Below are 20,466 nucleotides of genomic sequence, written 5' to 3'. Positions count from 1 at the left end.
AGCCTGCTCGCGATAGCGATTTTTCATTCACCGAATGATTTACTTGCCTACTGAACAGCCTTGAGCCGTCGGGGTCGTAGCTAAAAGCCCCTCTACGGTTCCCACGCCATGACCACGCCAACCGACGGCAAGACCCCCGACCTCTCGGCCAAAGAGCAGCACGAAGTCGAGAAAAGCCAGCCGCCCCGGGCGGCGGTTCTGCATGAAATCATCCGCACCCAGGGCGACCAGGAGCTGGAGCGCAGTATTGCCGCGCTCTGGTGGTCGGCGCTTGCAGCCGGGCTGACCATGGGCCTGTCGCTGATGGGCATGGGCCTGCTCAATTCGCGATTGCCCGAGGGCGACGAGTTCAAGGTGATCGCCAGTTTCGGCTACTGCGCAGGCTTTCTTGCGGTGATTCTCGCCCGCCAGCAACTGTTCACCGAAAACACCCTGACCGCCGTGCTGCCGGTGATGACTAAACCGACCCTGGCCAATTTCGGCCGCCTGATCCGGCTCTGGACGGTCGTGCTGTTCGGCAACCTTTGCGGCACGATTCTGGTGGCCTACGTGATGCTGGAACTGCCGATCTTTGACAGCAAGACCGACATCGCCTTCCTCGAGATCGGCCGCAAGGTCATGGAGAACCATGCGAGCCAGATGTTCGCAAAAGGCATCGTTTCCGGCTGGATGATCGCCACCATGGTCTGGATGATTCCGTCCATGGAGAGCGCGAAGATGTGGATCATCATTCTCATCACTTATCTCATGGCGCTCGGCGATTTCACCCACATCGTGGTGGGTTCGGCTGAAGTGTCGTATCTGGTGTTTGCCGGCGAGTTGCCGTGGAGTGATTTCTGGATGGTGTTTGCCGGCCCGACGTTGGCGGGGAATATCATCGGCGGCAGTTTCATCTTCGCCCTGATCAGTCACGCGCAGATTCGCAGCGAAAGCGGAAAACCGAAAGCGTCTGCGGACCAGGCTGAAAAGCCCGATCCGCAGCGGATCAAGCAATGATCAGTGGTGCGCAGGTACGGCAGTGGTTACCGGTTCATCACGGGTGGCGTGCTTGACCAGTTTGCCGATGGTCAGGCCCTGCAACAGGATCGACGACAGCACCACGATGTAGGTGATGCTCAGCAGCAGGTCGCGCTCCGGACCCAGCGGCAGGGCCAGGGCCAATGCCACCGAGACCCCGCCGCGCAAACCGCCCCAGGTCAGGATCCGGATGGTGCCACGCGGCACCGTGCGCCAGCGGCGCAACAGAACAATCGCCGGGGCCACGGTGAGCAGGCGCGATAGCAGAATCGCCAGCGCCAACAGGCTCGCCGCCGCCACGTGCAGCCAATTGAACGGCAGCAGCAACAGTTCCATGCCGATCAACGCGAACAGCAGGGCGTTGAGCATGTCGTCGAGCAATTCCCAGAAACCGTCCAGGTATTTGCGCGTCATGTCGTTCATCGCCAGGTTACGCCCCAGGTTACCGATGATCAGACCGGCGACCACCATCGCAATCGGCGCCGAAACGTGCAGCTCGGTGGCCATCGCCGAGCCGCCGATGACCAGCGCCAGGGTCAGCATGACTTCGATCTGGTGCTGCTCGATGCTCTTGATCATCAGGTACACCAGATAACCGATCAACCCGCCGAACAGCACGCCGCCGATGGCTTCATGGGCAAACAGCATGGCGGTGGCGCCGACGGTCGGGGTCTCACCCAGTTGCACGATACCCAGCAACACGGTGAACACCACCACGGCAGTGCCGTCGTTGAACAGCGACTCGCCGACAATAGTGGTTTTCAACGGCTTCGAGGCGTTGGCGGTACGCAGCACGCCGAGCACCGCAATCGGGTCGGTCGGGGAAATCAGTGCGCCGAACAACAGGCAGTAGAGGAAGCTCACGTGCCAGCCGAACAGGGCGAAGATGTAGTAGGCGAGGCTGCCGATCACGGCGGTGGCGATCAGCACGCCGAAGGTCGCCAGCAGGCCGATGGGCCAGCGATAGCTGCGCAAGTCATTCAGGTTGACGTGCAGGGCGCCGGCGAACAGCAGGAACGACAACATCCAGTTCATCAGCAGATCGCCGAAGTCGATCTGGCCGATCAGCTGCTGAACGCGTTCTTCGAGACCGGGATAACCGAGCAGGCTCAGGCCTTGCAACAACAGGGAAAACATCAGCGCGGTGACCATCACGCCGATGGTGGGCGGCAAGCCGATGAAGCGGAAATTCACGAAGGTGAGGAGGGTGGTGAGGCAAATGAAAGCGGCGACAAGTTCAAGCATCCGGGGTCCTTTGGATGGGGGGTGAAAAGACAGCGCACCTGTTCATGGGTGCAAGGGTTGGATGGGTAGACACCGGGTGGGGGCACAATTGTGTGTCCCGGGCAGGATTTTTATGGCATTTGTCTGTGCGCAACCGGGTGTGGCGAGGTCGCTTGACGTATAAGCAGCGCCTGACACATCGCGAATCAAAGACCTGATCAAATGGCTCGGGTTCAAAAACAAAAATGAAGGAGTGATACGTGCTGGCGACAGCTCTGGTGTTGGTGGCGGCACTGTTGCACGCCGCGTGGAATACCTTGATCAAGTTCAGCGCTGAGCGGTTGCTGGTGGTGGCCTGCATGGACACCGTGGCGCTGCTGTTCGTGGCGCTGGCGTTTCCTTTCATCAGCCTGCCGCCGCCGGAAATCTGGCCGTGGATTCTGGCGTCGGCCGCGTTCGAACTGCTTTATCGCTATCTGTTGATTCAGGCCTATCGGGTCGGCGACCTGGGATTGGTCTATCCGTTGATGCGCGGACTGTCACCGCTGGTGGTGCTGGCGCTGACCCTGATCTTCGCCGGCGAAGTGCTGACCACGCAGCAGATCTTTGGAATCATGCTGATCCCGCTGGGCATGGCCTGCCTGCTCTGGCAGGGCGGCGGCGGGAAACATTTGCCATGGTCGATGCTGCCGGTGGTGGCGCTGATCGGGTTGTGCATCGGCTGCTACACCTACATCGATGGCCAGGCTTTGCGGCGCTGGTCGCATCCACTGGATTACCTGGTCTGGGTCACGCTGCTCAGTGCCTGGCCGTTCCCGATGCTGGCATGGGTCGCCAGGCGGCCGGCGTTCCTGCTGTTCTGGCGTGAACAGTGGAAACTGGGACTGGCGGTCGGGTTCTGCGTGTTGTTCAGCTACGCTCTGGTGCTGTGGGCGATGCAACTGGGGTCAATTGCCGAAGCGGCGGCATTGCGTGAAATCAGCGTGATTCTGGTGGTGCTGTTCGGCATGCGCTACCTGAAAGAACCTTTCGGCCGGCCACGGCTCTTAGCCTGTGGGTTGGTGCTGATCGGCATGCTGGTGATGAAGTTCTGACCCGCCAACACTCTAAAAACTGAAGAAGGACGGCGTTATGACGGTGGCTTTGTGGTGCGTTTTCATTGCGATCTTTCTGCCCTATGTGTGCACGGGCGTGGCCAAGGCTGTCGGTGGTTATCGGCTGAGCGACAATCACGATCCCCGGGATTTTCTCGAAAGCCTGAATGGCGTGGCGCGGCGGGCCCATGCGGCGCAACTGAACAGTTTTGAAGTAACGCCAGCCTTTGCGGCGGCGGTGATCGTTGCGCATCTGGTGGGCACGGCAGAGTTGGTAACAGTGAATGTGCTGGCGGTGTTGTTCATCACCAGTCGCCTGCTGTACATCATCTGCTATCTGGCGGACTGGGCGATTCTGCGGTCGCTGGTGTGGTTTGTCGGAATGGGGCTGATCGCCAGTTTCTTCTTCGTTTCGGTCTGAAACTGAAAAGATCGCAGGCTGACGAGGCCTGCGATCTTTTGCGTTTCGCTTACTGCTTGTCGGCCACCTGCGGCACTTGCGGCAATGCCGCGCCTTTTGGCCAGAGCATCCAGATCTGCCCTTGCTGCTTCATGTCACCGGCCAGTTGTCCGGCGGCATCACCGGTACCCCAGAACAGATCCGCACGAACCTCGCCGGCAATGGCGCCGCCGGTGTCCTGCGCAGCGACGGGGCGTACCAGTGGCGTGCCGTCAGGGCGGGTGGTCGACAGCCATAACAGGCTGCCCAGCGGGATCACCTTGCGATCGACCGCCGCGCTGTAACCGGCGGTCAGCGGCACATTCAACGAGCCGCGCGGGCCTTCGTTACTGTCCGGATTTCGGGTGAAGAACACGTAGCTCGGGTTACTGCCCAGCAACTCCGGAATGCGCGACGGGTTGGCCTTGGCCCAGTTGCTGATCGCGCCCATGGTCACATCTTCTTTCTTCAACTCGCCCTGCTCCACCAGCCAGCGGCCGATCGGCCGGTACGGATGACCGTTCTGGTCGGCGTAGGCGATGCGCAGTTGCCGGCCGTCCTCGGTCTGAATCCTCCCTGAACCCTGGATCTGCAGGAATTGCAGGTTCATCGGATCGGTCAGCCACGCCACCACTGGCGCCTTGACCCCTTTGCTCTCGATGGTCGCGGCGTCGTCGTAAGGTTTGAGTACACGACCTTCGAGGCGTCCGCGCAGGCGCTTGCCTTTCAACTCCGGGTAAATGCTGTCCAGGGAGACGATGATCATGTCTTCAGGCACGCCATACACCGGCACATTGGCGGTTGCGGTTTGCGTCAGGCTGCCGGGGTAGACCGGTTCGTAGTAACCGGTGATCAGGCCATTGGGATTGTCGTGCTCGGCGCGCAGACCGAAGACGTCGAGGTGTTGCTTGAGGAAGCTGCGGATGTCGCCGGCGCTTTGCGGCACGTTGGCCGCCGCTGCGCAGGTAGCGCCCCAGATCGGGTCAGCCTTGAGCCGGGTGCAGGCACTGCGCCACGAACCGAAACCGGCCACCAGATCGTTGTCGGAAACCGCAGGCAGGGCTTCCCAGGTGGCGCTGGAGTAAGTGGCCAGTGCGTGGGTTTTCGGCTTGGCACTGTCGCCCCCGGTGCAGCCGGCGAGGATGGCCAGCAGCGGCAGGGTTGCGATGAGTGGGTGACGCCAGGCCTTGGAACGGCTGTTCATGGAGAATTTCCTGTGTCGGTTGCAGGCGTGCTCCATGCGCGCCTGCAACCCGTATTATTAATAGGGCTATTGGTGTTTGGCGGTGACGCGAGGATACTGGCCGCCGAATTCCGTGACCTGAAGCCACCATGACTCTTAAAAGACTTTCCGTTGTATTGCTGGCCTGTCTGACCTTGTCCGCCTGCGGTGGTGTCGACCCCAATTCTCCGCTGGGCCAGCGCAAGGCGATCTTCAAGCAGATGCTCAAGACCGGCGAAGACCTGGGCGGCATGCTGCGCGGGCGCATTGCCTTCGACGGACCGAAATTCACGGAAGGCGCGATCAAGCTCGATGCACTGTCCCATGAACCGTGGAAGCATTTCCCTTCGGTGCGCGAAGAAGATCACACCAGTGCCAAGGACGATGTCTGGAAGAGGCAGGCACGTTTCCAGGAAATGGCCCGCACCCTTGAGACCGCCACCGGTGAACTGGTGATCGCCAGCAAGGTCCAGCCGTACAAGGCCAGCAACCTGGGGCCGGCGGTGCAGAAGGTCGAAGATGCCTGCAGTGCCTGCCATAAAGAGTTTCGCGACCACTGATGTTCAAGGGATCACAGTCTTTGGCTGTGATCCCTGGCTTTCTTACTTGTCCAGTTCGTCCAGCGCGTCCTGCAATTCCTTGCGCGACTCGGCGAGCTTGTTCTTGCGCTTGTCGATTTTCTCCGGGTCGCCTTTCTTCATGGCCTTGTCGAGATCGGCCTGACGCTTGCTCACTTCGTGCTTGGCGTCGAGCACCTTGTTTTCACGTTCCTTTTTCAGGCCGGCGTCGGTGCAGTGTTCGGTGACTTCGCGCAGGGCGGTTTCGAGACCGGCCTGCTGGTCGGCGTTGCCGCGGGATTTGGCCTGTTCGATCTGATTGATGATGCCTTGCTTCTTGGCAGCACAACCGGTCAGGCCCGGGGCGTCTTCGCCTGCCATCGCGGGTGCGGCCATTACGCCGCAAAGTGTCAGCATGGCGAGCGGTGCGAGAAATTTCATAAAAGCTCCATGTGCGAAGGCAATCGGGTCGGGAAGGCACTGCGCTGTTGGAGCGCTTCGGCGACCGTTGGGTTCCCGGCTTGCCGGGATGCATGTTCAGAAGCCGTCGATTCCGGCGGCGCGTAAGGTTTCACTCAGGGCCAGCACCTGCGGGTCGCGGAAAAAAGCGCTCAATTGCGCTGCGCGACCCGGGCCGATTCCGGGTTCTGCCTGCCATTGTTCGGTATTCCGTTGTGCCAGCGCTTGCCATGAATCAGCCAAAGAGGCCTGGCCGGTCGGCGGCAACCCCAGGGCTTTGAGCCATTGGGTGAACGGCCGCTGGCGAGCGCTGTGAAAACTGTGGTGCAGGCGGGCGCTGCTGCGCTCGCCGAGGCCGGCAATCTTAGCAAGCTCTGGCTCCTCGAGGGTCAACCAATCCAGCAGGCTGTTCAGTCGGCCTGTATCCAGAAGTTTCTCCCACGTGCCGCGTCCGACATGGGGCAGTGCCAGCCCCTGTTTGCCACCAAGCCAGGTCAGACGCGCTAGGAACTGGCTCTCGCATCCGGGCGTCGGTTGCCAGCAGCTCAGGGGGTGAAAGTCGCTGGCGAGAGGAACGTTCAACTCGACGCGCTCCGTGCTGCGCAGCACAACGCTGTCCAGTCGCGGAATTGTCAGCCCGGCCAGACTGATCGCGACTTGGTCGCCGGGGCGAATATCCAGTTCCTGCCAGCGTTTGAGTGAGCTGACGCTGACTCGTTTGATCTGGCGGTCATCGAGCCTGACCGGCGCCAGCTCCAGCACGGGGGTGATGCGCCCGGTTCGGCCGATCTTGAAATTGACCTTGCGCACATCGGCCAGTGCCTGGGCGAACGGATACTTCCAGGCCACGGCCCAGTAAGGCGAGCGCGCCTGCCAGCGTTCGGCAGGGGGACGCTGACTCTGACGCAATACGACACCGTCGCTGGCGAAAGGCAGTGGCGAGCGATACCAGTGATCGCGCCACTGCTGCGCATCGGCAAGACCGCTGACGGGGTGGCTGTAAGATTCCGTGGTTACGAAACCCAATGCGGCCAATCCCGCGATGCGATCTCTCAGGCTGCTCGGCCCCAACGGCCAGTCCCAGACAAAAAGCCCGATGCCCGCTGCCTGTTCGGCACTCAAGTCCTTGCGTCCCATCAGGCCGGCGACTGTCGCGCGGGCGTTGGCGCTACCGATGCGGGCCTGGATATGGTCGTTCAGTCGCCAATACAGTTCGCCCTGCACCGACAGATCCAGAGGTTGTGTCAGTTGCTGGGGAATGGCGCTGATTTTCTGTGCCGATGCGGTCCAGTCCTGCCCGCGAATGCCGTCGCCGCGACTGATCGCCTGCTGCAACCGCCCGGAGCGATAGATCAGCGTGACGGCCACGCCGTCGACCTTGGGTTGTACCCAGACCTCTTTGCGGTCGCGCAACCAGGCTTCGATGTCCGCTGCATCGTGAAGTTTGTCGAGACCGGTATGGGCGATCGGATGCGCGACCGGCCCCGATGCAGTCCGTAACGGCTTGGACGGTGATGGAAGCTTGAAGCACTCGCGCCATTCGCCGAGCCGGATACGGGACTGGTCATAAAGTTCGTCGGCAATGATCGACCGGCCTTTGCGGTGATAGGCGTCGTCCCACTGGTCGATCTGTTGTTGCAGGGCGGTGATCTGGGTTCGGGCCCGGTCGGCAGCCCAGTCCGGGCAATCGCCGGCGAAGGTGCCGAGGTGGATGGAAAACAGCAGGAAAAGGAAAAACAGGCGCAGTGTGGCAAGCATCGTGAGCGTCCTTGCTCAGGGAGATACCTGAAGGCTAGACGGGATTTTCCAGCGGACCGTTCGGCTGTTTTTCCGGGTGTTTCGCGGCCATGAAAAAGCCCCGCACGGTGAACCGTGCGGGGCTTCCTGTACTGCCAGGGAAGTTTTACAGACCGGCAGCGGAGCGCAGGGCGTCGGCGCGGTCGGTTTTTTCCCAGGTGAAGGTGGAGAAGGTGTCTTCGCCAACAGTCTTGGTCTGCGGAGCACGGCCGAAGTGGCCGTAGGCTGCGGTTTCCTGGTACATCGGGTGCAGCAGGTCGAGCATGGTGGTGATCGCGTATGGACGCAGGTCGAACACTTCGCGGACCAGTTTGATGATCTTGTCATCGCTGATCTTGCCGGTGCCGAAGGTGTTCAGCGAGATCGAGGTAGGCTGGGCAACACCGATCGCGTAGGAAACCTGGATCTCGCAACGCTCGGCCAGGCCGGCAGCCACGATGTTCTTGGCAACGTAACGGCCAGCGTAGGCAGCCGAACGGTCAACCTTCGATGGATCCTTGCCGGAGAACGCGCCACCGCCGTGACGGGCCATGCCGCCGTAGCTGTCGACGATGATCTTGCGACCGGTCAGACCGCAGTCGCCCACCGGGCCGCCAATGATGAACTGGCCGGTCGGGTTGATGTGGAACTGGGTGTCCTTGCTCAGCAGTTCGGCAGGCAGCACGTGCTTGACGATCAGCTCCATCACGCCTTCGCGCAGGTCTTTGTACGACACTTCAGGGTTGTGCTGGGTCGACAGAACCACGGCGTCGATACCCACAACCTTGCCGCCTTCGTAACGGCAGGTCACTTGCGACTTGGCATCCGGACGCAGCCAAGGCAGCAGACCCGATTTACGGGCTTCGGCCTGACGCTGCACCAGTTGGTGCGAGAAGGTGATCGGTGCCGGCATCAGCACGTCGGTTTCGTTGCTGGCGTAGCCGAACATCAGGCCCTGGTCGCCGGCGCCCTGATCTTCAGGCTTGGCGCGGTCGACACCCTGGTTGATGTCAGGGGACTGCTTGCCGATGATGTTCATCACGCCGCAGGTGGCACCGTCGAAGCCGACTTCGGAGCTGGTGTAGCCGATGTCGCAGATCACGTCACGAACGATCTGCTCCAGGTCGACCCAGGCGCTGGTGGTCACTTCACCGGCAACGATGGCCACGCCAGTCTTGACCAGGGTTTCCACCGCAACGCGTGCGTGCTTGTCCTGGGCGATGATGGCGTCCAGCACTGCATCGGAAATCTGGTCGGCGATTTTGTCCGGATGTCCTTCAGACACGGACTCGGAGGTGAAGAGGGAGTATTCGCTCATCTCGATGTTTTCCTGAATTTACCGATGGTGAGTGTCGCCAGCCGGCCGCTGAAAGTGGCGGACCTGGATCTGGAAACCATTACGTAAGCCTACATAGAGGCTTTCCCCGGGAACGAGTCCCGCAGCGGTGGCCCAACGGGCCAGATCGTCCTGTTCAAACCCCAACCACAGATCACCGCAGGCCTCCCTGGCCCAACTCTGGTTGTGGCTACATAACTCTGTCACGAGCAGGCTACCGCCCGGTTGCAGCAGGCTGGCCATGTGCTTGAGCGCTTCGGCCGGCGCGGCGAAATGGTGCAACACCATGTTCAATACCACGCAATCGGCCTGAAGGCTTGTGCCATTCAATGCATCGGCCAATTGCAGGCTGACGTTAGCCAGCCGTTCACGAACGCATACCTGACGCGCCAGTTCGAGCATCGCCGCACTGTTGTCCAGAGCGGTTACGGTGCCGAAGCGGCGTGCCAGTTCCGGGAGGAATGCTCCATCGCCGGGGCCGACTTCGATGGCCGAGGCTGCCCCATCGAAATTCAGTTTGTCGAGCAAGGCCAGCACGCTGTCACGGTACTGCGGCAGGCCGGCAATCAAGTCTTGCTGGGCACGGAATTTTTCCGCGACCCGGGCGAAAAAGTCCTGGCTGGCAGCGGCCCGCTGTCCGTGGACCTGGCCAATGCGTGCCTGCACATCGTCCGGCAGGTCCAGATTGTCGACTTCTTCTAATAAAGCGCTGTGCAACTTGCCGCCCAGAAGTTCGGTATGGGGCAGGGCGCGGCGATAGAAAATCGCGTTGCCTTCGCGGCGGGTCGCCACCAGATCCGCCTGTGCCAGCACCTTGAGGTGGTGGCTCATGCCGGACTGACCGATACCGAAAATCTGCGCCAGTTCCAATACGCCGAACGAATCGTTGGCCAGGGCACGCAATACATTCAGCCGCAGCGGATCGCCGCCGGCCTTGCACAGGGCCGCCAGCTCGTCGCAATCGTCATGGCGAATGGAAGGCACACGTAAATTCATAGGGCCGCAGTCTAGTGACGGCCGAAAAACACCGCAAGAGCAATATCAAAAAGTTTTGATATTGCTCGATAGATGGCACTTCTCGACAGCCCGCCAACTCTACAAACGAACAGCGGAAAGGTTTCACCAACCGAATCCGATGTTATCCATGGGAAAAACGCCTCCGGATGACTATCTGTCATTGCCCCGAGGCGCTCGGGTGAGGGAAAATGCCCTCCTTTTTTCCGTTTCAATCTATTCACACCCAGGAGATCAGCGATGCCTAGCCGTCGTGAGCGTGCCAACGCCATTCGTGCCCTCAGCATGGATGCCGTGCAAAAAGCCAACAGCGGCCATCCCGGTGCCCCCATGGGTATGGCAGATATCGCCGAAGTGCTTTGGCGCGACTACCTCAAGCACAACCCGAGCAATCCATCGTTCGCCGACCGTGACCGCTTCGTGCTGTCCAACGGTCACGGTTCGATGTTGATCTACTCGCTGCTGCACCTGACCGGTTACGACCTGTCGATCGACGACCTGAAACAATTCCGTCAACTGCACAGCCGCACTCCAGGCCACCCGGAATTCGGTTACACCCCGGGCGTCGAGACCACCACCGGCCCGCTGGGTCAGGGTCTGGCCAACGCCGTGGGCTTCGCCCTGGCTGAAAAGGTACTGGGTGCGCAGTTCAACCGTCCCGGCCACAACATCGTCGACCACCACACCTACGTGTTCCTGGGTGATGGCTGCATGATGGAAGGCATTTCCCACGAAGTCGCTTCCCTGGCCGGTACCCTGGGCCTGGGCAAGCTGATCGCCTTCTACGATGACAACGGCATCTCCATCGACGGCGAAGTCGAAGGCTGGTTCACCGACGACACGCCGAAGCGTTTCGAGTCCTACAACTGGCAAGTGATCCGCAATGTCGACGGTCACGATCCGGAAGAGATCAAGACCGCCATCGAGACCGCGCGCAAGAGCCCGCTGCCGACCCTGATCTGCTGCAAGACCACCATCGGTTTCGGTTCGCCGAACAAGCAAGGCAAGGAAGATTGCCACGGCGCCCCGCTGGGTGATGCGGAAATCGCCCTGACCCGTCAGGCGCTGAACTGGAACCACGGCCCGTTTGAAATCCCGGCCGACATCTATGCCGAATGGGATGCCAAGGAAAAAGGCCGCGCTGTAGAAGCCGAGTGGGACCAGCGTTTCGCTGCCTACTCCGCCGCTTTCCCGACCGAAGCCAACGAGCTGATCCGTCGCCTGAGCGGCGAGCTGCCGGCCGACTTCTCCGAGAAGGCTGACGCCTACATCGCCGAAGTTGCGGCCAAAGGCGAAACCATCGCCAGCCGTAAAGCCAGCCAGAACGCCCTGAATGCGTTCGGCCCGCTGCTGCCGGAAGTGCTGGGCGGTTCGGCTGACCTGGCCGGTTCCAACCTGACCCTGTGGAAAGGCTGCAAAGGCGTCAGCGCCGAAGACGCCAGCGGCAACTACATGTACTACGGCGTGCGCGAATTCGGCATGACCGCGATCATGAACGGTGTTGCCCTGCACGGCGGTCTGGTGCCTTACGGCGCGACCTTCCTGATGTTCATGGAATACGCCCGCAACGCAGTGCGCATGTCCGCGCTGATGAAGCAGCGTGTGATCCACGTCTACACCCACGACTCCATCGGTCTGGGCGAAGACGGCCCGACGCACCAGCCGATCGAACAACTGACCAGCCTGCGCAGCACGCCGAACCTCGACACCTGGCGTCCAGCCGATGCCGTTGAATCGGCCGTGGCCTGGAAAAACGCTCTGGAGCGCAAGGACGGCCCGTCGGCGCTGATCTTCTCGCGTCAGAACCTGCAGCACCAGACCCGCGATGCCGGCCAGATCGCCGACATCCGCCGTGGTGGCTATGTGCTGAAGGACTGCGCAGGCGAGCCTGAGCTGATCCTGATCGCCACCGGTTCGGAAGTCGGTCTGGCCGTTCAGGCCTACGACAAGCTGACCGAGCAGGGCCGCAAGGTGCGCGTGGTTTCCATGCCATGCACCAGCGCGTTCGACGCTCAGGACGCCAGCTACAAACAATCGGTCCTGCCGTTGCAGGTTGGCGCGCGTATCGCGATCGAAGCGGCCCACGCCGACTTCTGGTTCAAGTACGTGGGTCTGGAAGGTCGCGTGATCGGCATGACCACCTACGGCGAATCGGCTCCGGCTTCGGCACTGTTCGAAGAGTTCGGCTTCACCCTGGAAAACATCCTGGGTCAGGCTGAAGAGCTGCTGGAAGACTGATCCAGAAATTGTGTTGATCGGGCTGCCGCCAATCGCGAGCAGGCTCGCTCCCACAGGGAATTTGTTGTGTGACACAAACAGTGTTCACAGCAAAGACCCAATGTGGGAGCGAGCCTGCTCGCGATAGCGGTGGTTCGAACAACAATGCAATAACGGATACACCACGGTAATCGAGAACCCCATGCCTCAACCGCGTCCCTACAAAGTTGCACTCAACGGCTACGGCCGGATTGGTCGTTGTGTCTTGCGTGCATTGTTCGAGCGAGGCTCGGCGGCAGGGTTTGAAATTGTCGCGATCAACGACCTGGCCGACATGGCCAGCATCGAATACCTGACACGCTTCGACTCCACTCACGGCCGGTTCCCCGGCGAAGTGAAGGTCGACGGCGATTGTCTGCATATCAATGGCAACTGCGTGAAGGTCCTGCGCAGTGCCACTCCCGAAGGCATCGATTGGGCGTCGCTGGGCGTCGATCTGGTGCTCGAATGCTCCGGCGCCTGGCACACCCGCGCAGACGGCCAGCGTTTCCTCGACGCCGGCGCGCCACGAGTGCTGTTTTCGCAGCCGATGGCCAGCGAGGCGGATGTCGACGCCACCATCGTCTACGGCGTCAATCAGGATTGTCTGACCGGCGACGAACTGCTGGTGTCCAACGCTTCCTGCACCACCAACTGCGGCGTGCCGCTGTTGCGTCTGCTGGACAAGGCGATCGGCCTGGAATTCGTGTCGATCACCACGATCCACTCGGCGATGAACGATCAGCCGGTGATCGACGCCTATCACCACGAAGACCTGCGCCGCACCCGTTCGGCGTTCCAGTCGGTGATCCCGGTATCCACTGGTCTGGCGCGTGGTATCGAGCGCCTGCTGCCGGAACTTGCCGGGCGAATTCAGGCCAAAGCCGTACGCGTGCCGACGGTCAACGTGTCCTGCCTCGACATCACGATGCAGACCGCCAGCGACACCGACGCCGGCGAGGTCAACCGGATCCTGCGCGACGCCGCCACCAGCGGCCCGCTCAAAGGTCTGCTGGCCTACACCGAGCTTCCCCATGCTAGCTGTGATTTTAATCATGACCCACATTCGGCCATCGTCGATGCCAGTCAGACCCGCGTTTCCGGCCCTCGGCTGGTGAACATCCTGGCCTGGTTCGACAACGAATGGGGTTTTGCCAACCGAATGCTGGATGTTGCAGAACACTATCTGCAGACAGCGACTTCAAAAAAACCGTAGGAAGTGCGACCCATGACCGTGTTGAAGATGTCCGACCTCGATCTGCAAGGTAAGCGCGTATTGATCCGCGAAGACCTCAACGTCCCAGTCAAGGACGGTGTTGTCACCAGCGATGCGCGTATCCTGGCTTCGCTGCCGACCATCAAGCTGGCCCTGGAAAAAGGCGCGGCCGTGATGGTCTGCTCGCACCTGGGTCGTCCGACCGAAGGCGAGTTCTCTGCCGAGAACAGCCTCAAGCCAGTCGCCGACTACCTGAGCAAGGCCCTGGGCCGCGAAGTGCCGCTGGTGGCCGACTACCTGGGCGGCGTTGACGTCAAGGCCGGCGACATCGTGCTGTTCGAAAACGTGCGCTTCAACAAGGGCGAGAAAAAGAACGCCGACGAACTGGCCCAGCAATACGCCGCCCTGTGCGACGTGTTCGTGATGGACGCTTTCGGCACTGCTCACCGTGCTGAAGGTTCGACCCACGGCGTTGCGAAGTTCGCCAAAGTCGCCGCTGCCGGCCCGCTGCTGGCTGCTGAGCTCGAAGCACTGGGCAAAGCCCTGGGCGCACCGGCCAAGCCGATGGCGGCCATCGTTGCCGGTTCCAAGGTCTCGACCAAACTCGACGTCCTGAACAGCCTGAGCCAGATCTGCGATCAACTGATCGTCGGCGGCGGCATCGCCAACACCTTCCTCGCGGCGGCCGGTCACCCGGTCGGCAAGTCCCTCTACGAGCCGGATCTGCTGGACACCGCGCGCGCCATCGCCGCCAAGGTCAGCGTGCCGCTGCCGGTGGACGTGGTAGTTGCCAAGGAATTCGCTGAAAGCGCCGAAGCGACCGTGAAGCTGATCGCTGACGTTGCTGCCGACGACATGATCCTCGACATCGGCCCGCAAACCGCGGCCAACTTCGCTGAACTGCTGAAGTCGTCGAAAACCATCCTGTGGAACGGTCCGGTCGGCGTGTTCGAATTCGACCAGTTTGGCAACGGCACCAAAGTGCTGGCCGAAGCCATCGCCGAAAGCGCGGCGTTCTCGATTGCCGGCGGTGGCGACACCCTGGCGGCCATCGATAAATATGGCGTGGCTGAAAAGATCTCCTACATTTCCACCGGCGGTGGCGCGTTCCTCGAGTTCGTCGAAGGCAAGGTGCTGCCGGCCGTTGAAGTCCTGGAAAGCCGGGCCAAGGCCTGAGGCCGCCCGTTTGGCCAGGCAAAGGAGTGTTCAGATGGTCAAGTCGTTAGCGCTGTTGTTGCTGACCGGTACGCTGGCGGCCTGCGGGAGTAACCCGAAGGCCGAGGCGACACCGGCACCGGGCGAGGCACAGAAAGGCTGCTACCAGGCCGACTGGCAGGCCGAAACCAACCCGGTGCTGAACAAGCGCTCGGGGCCGGAAGGCCTGGACAAGTACGAGACGCAAACCCCGGCCAAGGAACATGGTTGTCCTTGACCGGTCTGACTCTTTACTCAAGTCCGGCGGCGTGCGCTGCCGGTCGAGGAACACGGATGAAAGGCCTGATCGCCGTTGCGGCACTGGGATTGTTGGGTGGTTGCGCGCAGTGGAACCCGTTCCAGTCGTCCGCCCCTGTGGATAACTGGACCACCTGGACCTGCGACAGCCAGGCCAAGGTGCGGTGGCGCTTTACCGACGCCGGCCAGAAGGAAGTCGATGTGCGACTGGGCGGTGGCGATCAGGTCTATCACCTGAAAGAAGAGCCGGGTGCCTCGGGCGCGTTGTACAGCGACGACATGCTGGCGTTTCACATCAAAGGTAATGAAGGCCTGGTCTACTGGGTCGCTACCAATGATCTGATCGGCCGGGGCTGCAAAGCCGAATAAAACAGAATCTGCTTTATCGAATCACCAGGCCGGGCCTCAACCCCCGATCTGCAATCACTTGAATAGCCGCCGCCGCTCCGGCAGGCTGGCACGATTAACGACCCAAACCGGGAGAGACACACACAATGGCACTTATCAGCATGCGCCAGATGCTGGACCACGCAGCCGAGTTCGGCTACGGCGTTCCAGCCTTCAACGTCAACAACCTTGAGCAGATGCGCGCCATCATGGAAGCCGCTGACAAGACTGACTCCCCGGTGATCGTTCAGGCTTCGGCCGGTGCCCGCAAATACGCCGGCGCCCCGTTCCTGCGTCACCTGATCCTGGCGGCGATCGAAGAGTTCCCGCACATCCCGGTGTGCATGCACCAGGACCACGGCACCAGCCCTGACGTCTGCCAGCGCTCGATCCAACTGGGCTTCAGCTCGGTGATGATGGACGGCTCCCTCGGCGAAGACGGCAAGACCCCGACCGACTACGAATACAACGTCCGCGTGACCCAACAAACCGTCGCCATGGCTCACGCCTGCGGCGTTTCGGTAGAAGGCGAGCTGGGCTGCCTGGGTTCGCTGGAAACCGGCATGGCCGGTGAAGAAGACGGCATCGGCGCCGAAGGCGTTCTGGACCACAGCCAGATGCTGACCGACCCGGAAGAAGCCGCTGACTTCGTCAAGAAGACTCAGGTCGACGCCCTGGCCATCGCCATCGGCACCAGCCACGGCGCCTACAAGTTCACCAAGCCGCCTACCGGCGACGTGCTGGCCATCGACCGCATCAAGGAAATCCACAAACGCATCCCGAACACCCACCTGGTGATGCACGGTTCCTCGTCGGTACCACAAGAGTGGCTGGCGATCATCAACCAGTACGGCGGCGACATCAAAGAAACCTACGGCGTACCGGTTGAAGAAATCGTCGAAGGCATCAAGCACGGCGTGCGCAAAGTCAATATCGACACCGACCTGCGCCTGGCATCCACCGGCGCCATGCGTCGCCTGATGGCCACCAATCCGAGCGAATTCGACCCACGTAAATTCTTCGGCGAAACCGTCAAGGCCATGCGCGATGTATGTATCGCTCGTTATGAAGCTTTCGGTACCGCCGGCAACGCTTCGAAGATCAAGCCGATCTCGCTGGAAAGCATGTATCAGCGTTATCTGAAGGGTGAGTTGAACGCCAAGGTCAATTGAGACTGGGTATTTAGCTGACTGAATAAAAAATCCGCCGAGAGGCGGATTTTTTATGAGCGACGATATCCTCGGGTCATGAGGCTATCCAAAAGTCAGAGTAAACGGCGCTGCTGCTCGCTCAATGGCACTGACCACATGAGGCGCCTGTTCCCGATATTGTGGATAGCGCGCAAGTACCGCTTCAACCGAGGCAAGCAATCGCTGAATGCGCGCCCTCGGCTGCTCGATCTCACAGGTGTGGGCAAACTCCAGCAATCCCTGTCGCGAGGCAAACATCGACTTGTTGCCCGCCAGATCCAGAGCCAGCACATCCTCCGGAATATAAGCCGTGGTGTTGACGATGTCATAAGCCGGCGCCAGGCGCGCGTCGCGCTGAGTGGGTTCGGAGTAAAGCAATCCAAAGTTTTTCAAATGAGCGTCGCCATTCCCGACAATGCAGCTCAAGGCAACGCTATCGAAAAGTTGATCAAGTGATGCGCGTACATGCTCGGCCGGGCAGTACACACGGATGGCCTTGGCAATTGCCGCATAGCTTTTGCTGTACTTCTGGCTGGCCGACAACCCCATCAACACCGCCATGTCTTCAAAACCGATCGGGTTGAGCTGATCGTCGCGGTCAAAGCGGCGCATGACGAACAGCTTGGCATTATCGGAAATGTAAAACGGCGGAACGGGAATACCCGCTTCTTTCGCCATGGACATACAAAGGAATTCGTTGACTGCCAGACCGGGAAACTCGTCTCGGCCACTTTTGATAATCAAGTCCGAGGTTTTCGAGGTCACGCGGGGTAACGCGGCTTCCTGTTGTTCCGGAACCAGCAATTTTGGCTGAGCACCCGAAATGCCTGCTCGCAGAATGTAGCGATCCATCAGGCCGGCGAAAATATCTTCCGTGCCGTCCCACGTCAGAATCTCCTCAAGTTTTTCTCCTGGAAATTGTTGTTCTTCCAGCAAGGCATCAACCGTTTCAGAGCGCACTTGAACCCTGCCAATGGGAGAGGTGCTACCGGAGAGCGCCAGCAACAGCATCGGGTCGACATTCACGGTCTTGGCCAGGCGATTACGCAGTTGCTCCAGCACGTAGCCTTCCGGCAGGTTCATCTGAAAAACAGGGTGGAGCTCGCGTCGGCGAAACTCGTCATGCCGCACAGGCATCGACAGGCTGATAGCCACATCTGGCAATGCATCGTCGTGATAACGGAACGTGAAGTCCTCGCCATCGCTGAAAAGCCTGCCACTATGCCCCTCAGGCGTACTGACTTTGAGAGAGGTCATCTTCATTCGAATAAGTCCCCAAGCTCTTCAAGGGTTGGCATGGCGGCTGGGACGACAGCGAGTTCGCAATCCAGTGCACCGAGGACACGCGCATAGGCGATCATGCCGACAGAAAGGGTGCCTTTTTCTACGGCGATGACCTTGTATCGTGTCAGCCCTGCGAGGTCGGCAAGCTGAGCTTGGGTCAGGCCTCGGCGGATACGTTTTTCGCGCAATTGGTCGCCAAGGCGAGTGATCAACAAAATATAATCCATGTGCTGTTACCGGAACATAAATATATAAATGTTACGTTAGCACAACATTCTGATGATGGTGGTGTTTCGTAGGCCTACCGCAGACGTGTGGCAATGATCGCATCAAGGTAATTCACATTCCCGAACACCCACTTGGTGATGCACGGTTCCTCGTCGGTTCCACAAGAGTGGCTGGCGATCATCAACCAGTACGGCGGCGACATCAAAGAAACCTACGGCGTACCGGTTGAAGAAATCGTCGAAGGCATCAAGCATGGCGTGCGCAAGGTCAACATCGACACCGACCTGCGTCTGGCATCCACCTGCGCAATGTGTCGCCTGATGGCCACCAACCCGAGCGAGTTCTACCCGCGTAAATTCTTCGGCGAAACCGTGAAGGCGATGCGCGATGTATGTATCGCTCGCTACGAAGCTTTCGGTACTGCCGGCAACGCTTCGAAGATCAAGCCGATCTCGCTGGAAAGCATGTATCAGCGTTATCTGAAGGGTGAGTTGAACGCCAAGGTCAATTGAGACTGGGTGTTGAGCTGATTTGAAAGAAACCCGCCGTGAGGCGGTTTTTTTTTGCCTGAATTTTTATGGCGAACTCATATTTCTGCTGGGTGAAATGTCACCTATAACGGACAAAATGAAGATTCGCTTGGCGATAAGCCCGATATGGGTGACATTTTCATCGTCTGCGCAGCTGCCACTTTTTTCAAAAATGGGGACGGATTTATATGTTTTGATAGATATCAAATCCTTGGCGGACTGGTTGGACACGATGGGTAAGTTGCAACGAAGATATCCTCCTGTTAATCAATAAATAAATCCGCCCCCTTTTTGCTCTCTTTGATTGTCCATGGCCGTATACAGTCATCCGATAAATAGGTATCCCGTTTTTTAGTCCGAATAGATATAAAAACTGTGATTTCTTACAGGTGTGCGTCGTGCAAGTTCTCGATAAATTGAAGGGGTTCCTGAGAACCAAAATAAAGTTAAGTAGGGGGCTGAAAAGTGATCATTACTCAAATTTCACCGAATACACCATTGTCGCCTCCTGGCGTATTAATGATGGTCGCTTTTGACTTTAATGCTTACCCCTTGCCAAGGATGAGAAGTGTTGCGCCTAAAATAACTCAGAATGCGGGGTCTGTTGGTCAGCAGTACTTTCAAATTCAATATCTGTTGCCAGACTGCACGAGGGTTGGTGATGTGCTGGAGTTCTATTTGGTGGATGTCAACATTCCTTTTCCTGTCCTTGTATTGACGTATACACTCGATGATTACTCTATTTTCTGGGCTTTACGAAAGCAGCAAGGAGTATTCATTAGAGGTGAAATAAGTGTGAACGTATTGACCGCGCGCGGTATCACACCGGGGACGTACGATCTAGAGGCCGTTCAATATGGTGGAGCAATTCCAACGCCACCTTCTCCGTCTCCACAGATTACAACGCTTCCAACTCGAAATACTGCCGTGAGTTTCCTCAATACTTATGTGATCACCTGAGTGAGCGAGAGCGGTAGAAGTGGAACCCCAGGATTATGGATTCTTGGGTTTGCGGGAGATCCGTCGGAGAAATGCAAAAAAGGTGACTGCAAAAAAGGTCAAAAAAGGTGACAGATTTATTTTTTTATTTCTGCGGTAAATAAATCTGTCCCCTTAAACTAATCATCCAGCCATCTGCCTCCGCCAGAACATCTACCACAGGCGCAATCAAATGGGTGATACCTACGACCACCCATACTACCTGCTGGAGTGGGTAGAGGAAAGCGAGGTGGGGGAGTATAGTGATCCGATTCGGTGGCTATTCCATTAGTGATAATCTCTTCGGCGATTACTGTACCGACTTCTGCACCCAGGCCAATTAATCCAATAGCTAAAGGTATGAGTGCTGGTATAACTCTAGGTTGGTGGAAAGGTTCATTCGAAAATTGAGGAACCCAAACGGACTCAATTTCGCTCATGCGTACAACCTCAACCTCGTTGTCCTGAGTTTCCATGATGAGGCTTTCTGTCGGCTTGTCGACTCCTGCTATCGCACCATGGAGCATTCGGCCGTCCTTGGTTCTAATGGCTGTAGGATCACCAGTCTCCAGAAGCAATGAAACGAAAAGTGGTTTGATTTTCATTTTTAAGTCCTGACTTTTTTATTGGTTGCACGAGAAGTGAGGAAAGTCGAAAAAATAAGAATAGGTGACAGATTTATTTCCCAAGTGGTTACGGCTGCATGATAAATAAATCTGTCTTCTTTCATTTGTCTGACTTAATTTTGTTTCTATGAAAAGTTATTTGTCGGGTTTGCCTGTTTTTTTTTTTTTTTTTTTTGAGGTG

Annotated in this window: 20 protein-coding genes and 1 pseudogene; 12 read left to right on the top strand and 9 right to left on the bottom strand. The window is 58.9% G+C overall.

Annotation, left to right across the window (positions count from 1 at the left end; all coding sequences use genetic code 11):
- The first annotated feature begins 108 nt into the window (after positions 1–108).
- The gene (locus C6Y56_RS26780; RefSeq protein ID WP_169432272.1) at positions 109–996 is read left to right on the top strand and encodes a formate/nitrite transporter family protein; all 888 of its coding nucleotides are present in this window, start codon (positions 109–111) and stop codon (positions 994–996) included.
- On the opposite strand, the gene C6Y56_RS26775 is transcribed toward C6Y56_RS26780, so the two are convergent.
- Complete coding sequence (locus C6Y56_RS26775) at positions 997–2,262, bottom strand: cation:proton antiporter (protein WP_169432271.1); 1,266 nt, start codon at positions 2,260–2,262, stop codon at positions 997–999. It abuts the gene before it with no gap.
- 239 nt (positions 2,263–2,501) lie between these two features.
- Between C6Y56_RS26775 and C6Y56_RS26770 the strand changes: the two genes are divergently transcribed.
- Together C6Y56_RS26770 and C6Y56_RS26765 are read left to right on the top strand one after the other, a co-directional pair.
- Positions 2,502–3,335 (top strand): EamA family transporter, encoded by an 834-nt coding sequence (locus C6Y56_RS26770; RefSeq protein WP_169432270.1) that lies wholly within the window; start codon positions 2,502–2,504, stop codon positions 3,333–3,335.
- Between the two features lie 37 nt (positions 3,336–3,372).
- Entirely contained in the window at positions 3,373–3,756 is a 384-nt protein-coding gene (locus C6Y56_RS26765) for an MAPEG family protein (protein WP_065261838.1), read from the top strand.
- Between the two features lie 49 nt (positions 3,757–3,805).
- Here C6Y56_RS26765 and mltA read toward each other — a convergent pair whose 3' ends face one another.
- Complete coding sequence (mltA, locus tag C6Y56_RS26760) at positions 3,806–4,978, bottom strand: murein transglycosylase A (protein ID WP_169432269.1); 1,173 nt, start codon at positions 4,976–4,978, stop codon at positions 3,806–3,808.
- Positions 4,979–5,106: 128 nt separating this feature from the next.
- On the opposite strand from mltA, the gene C6Y56_RS26755 reads away from it, so the two are divergent.
- Positions 5,107–5,556 carry a c-type cytochrome gene (locus C6Y56_RS26755; RefSeq protein ID WP_169432268.1) on the top strand — a complete coding sequence of 150 codons (450 nt, stop codon included), beginning with the start codon at positions 5,107–5,109 and terminating at the stop codon, positions 5,554–5,556.
- A gap of 42 nt (positions 5,557–5,598) precedes the next feature.
- Here the strand turns inward: C6Y56_RS26755 and C6Y56_RS26750 are convergent, their stop codons facing one another.
- From C6Y56_RS26750 to C6Y56_RS26735, 4 genes are all read right to left on the bottom strand, one after another.
- Complete coding sequence (locus C6Y56_RS26750) at positions 5,599–5,994, bottom strand: DUF1090 domain-containing protein (protein WP_085731609.1); 396 nt, start codon at positions 5,992–5,994, stop codon at positions 5,599–5,601.
- A gap of 96 nt (positions 5,995–6,090) precedes the next feature.
- The gene (gene ligB, locus C6Y56_RS26745; RefSeq protein WP_169432267.1) at positions 6,091–7,770 is read right to left on the bottom strand and encodes an NAD-dependent DNA ligase LigB; all 1,680 of its coding nucleotides are present in this window, start codon (positions 7,768–7,770) and stop codon (positions 6,091–6,093) included.
- A 145-nt stretch (positions 7,771–7,915) separates the two neighbouring features.
- Entirely contained in the window at positions 7,916–9,106 is a 1,191-nt protein-coding gene (gene metK / locus C6Y56_RS26740; protein WP_027610621.1) for a methionine adenosyltransferase, read from the bottom strand.
- A gap of 18 nt (positions 9,107–9,124) precedes the next feature.
- Positions 9,125–10,120, bottom strand: a complete 996-nt coding sequence (locus C6Y56_RS26735) for an ArsR/SmtB family transcription factor (protein ID WP_169432266.1) — start codon at positions 10,118–10,120, stop codon at positions 9,125–9,127.
- Positions 10,121–10,378: 258 nt separating this feature from the next.
- Between C6Y56_RS26735 and tkt the strand changes: the two genes are divergently transcribed.
- The 6 genes from tkt to fba all read left to right on the top strand — a co-directional run bounded on the left by tkt (position 10,379) and on the right by fba (position 16,621).
- Complete coding sequence (gene tkt / locus C6Y56_RS26730; RefSeq protein WP_169432265.1) at positions 10,379–12,376, top strand: transketolase; 1,998 nt, start codon at positions 10,379–10,381, stop codon at positions 12,374–12,376.
- A gap of 181 nt (positions 12,377–12,557) precedes the next feature.
- Positions 12,558–13,610, top strand: coding sequence for an erythrose-4-phosphate dehydrogenase (gene epd / locus C6Y56_RS26725; protein ID WP_169432264.1), 1,053 nt, complete (start codon positions 12,558–12,560; stop codon positions 13,608–13,610).
- 12 nt (positions 13,611–13,622) lie between these two features.
- Positions 13,623–14,786 carry a phosphoglycerate kinase gene (locus tag C6Y56_RS26720; RefSeq protein WP_169432263.1) on the top strand — a complete coding sequence of 388 codons (1,164 nt, stop codon included), beginning with the start codon at positions 13,623–13,625 and terminating at the stop codon, positions 14,784–14,786.
- Positions 14,787–14,820: 34 nt separating this feature from the next.
- Complete coding sequence (locus C6Y56_RS26715) at positions 14,821–15,042, top strand: hypothetical protein (RefSeq protein WP_169432262.1); 222 nt, start codon at positions 14,821–14,823, stop codon at positions 15,040–15,042.
- A 56-nt stretch (positions 15,043–15,098) separates the two neighbouring features.
- A complete protein-coding gene (locus C6Y56_RS26710; RefSeq protein WP_169432261.1) occupies positions 15,099–15,431 on the top strand; it encodes an MliC family protein in 333 nt (110 codons plus the stop codon).
- A 125-nt stretch (positions 15,432–15,556) separates the two neighbouring features.
- Positions 15,557–16,621 carry a class II fructose-bisphosphate aldolase gene (gene fba / locus C6Y56_RS26705; protein WP_007959708.1) on the top strand — a complete coding sequence of 355 codons (1,065 nt, stop codon included), beginning with the start codon at positions 15,557–15,559 and terminating at the stop codon, positions 16,619–16,621.
- An 81-nt stretch (positions 16,622–16,702) separates the two neighbouring features.
- Here fba and C6Y56_RS26700 read toward each other — a convergent pair whose 3' ends face one another.
- Entirely contained in the window at positions 16,703–17,902 is a 1,200-nt protein-coding gene (locus C6Y56_RS26700; RefSeq protein WP_169432260.1) for a type II toxin-antitoxin system HipA family toxin, read from the bottom strand.
- The gene (locus C6Y56_RS26695; protein WP_169432259.1) at positions 17,899–18,150 is read right to left on the bottom strand and encodes a helix-turn-helix domain-containing protein; all 252 of its coding nucleotides are present in this window, start codon (positions 18,148–18,150) and stop codon (positions 17,899–17,901) included. Before C6Y56_RS26695 ends, C6Y56_RS26700 begins: the two co-directional genes overlap by 4 nt.
- Positions 18,151–18,270: 120 nt before the next feature.
- Here C6Y56_RS26695 and C6Y56_RS26690 point away from each other — a divergent pair.
- Positions 18,271–18,663, top strand: a pseudogene (locus C6Y56_RS26690) (class II fructose-bisphosphate aldolase); the annotation flags it as partial.
- Positions 18,664–19,146: 483 nt separating this feature from the next.
- Complete coding sequence (locus C6Y56_RS26685; protein WP_169432258.1) at positions 19,147–19,641, top strand: hypothetical protein; 495 nt, start codon at positions 19,147–19,149, stop codon at positions 19,639–19,641.
- 158 nt (positions 19,642–19,799) lie between these two features.
- Here C6Y56_RS26685 and C6Y56_RS26680 read toward each other — a convergent pair whose 3' ends face one another.
- Entirely contained in the window at positions 19,800–20,264 is a 465-nt protein-coding gene (locus C6Y56_RS26680) for a hypothetical protein (protein ID WP_169432257.1), read from the bottom strand.
- Positions 20,265–20,466: the final 202 nt, after the last annotated feature.

The organism is Pseudomonas fluorescens (assembly GCF_012974785.1).
Classification (GTDB): Bacteria; Pseudomonadota; Gammaproteobacteria; order Pseudomonadales; family Pseudomonadaceae; genus Aquipseudomonas; species Aquipseudomonas fluorescens_BT.
Note: the sequence above shows the minus strand (reverse complement) of the source record. Positions and strands in the feature narration are given on the sequence as shown.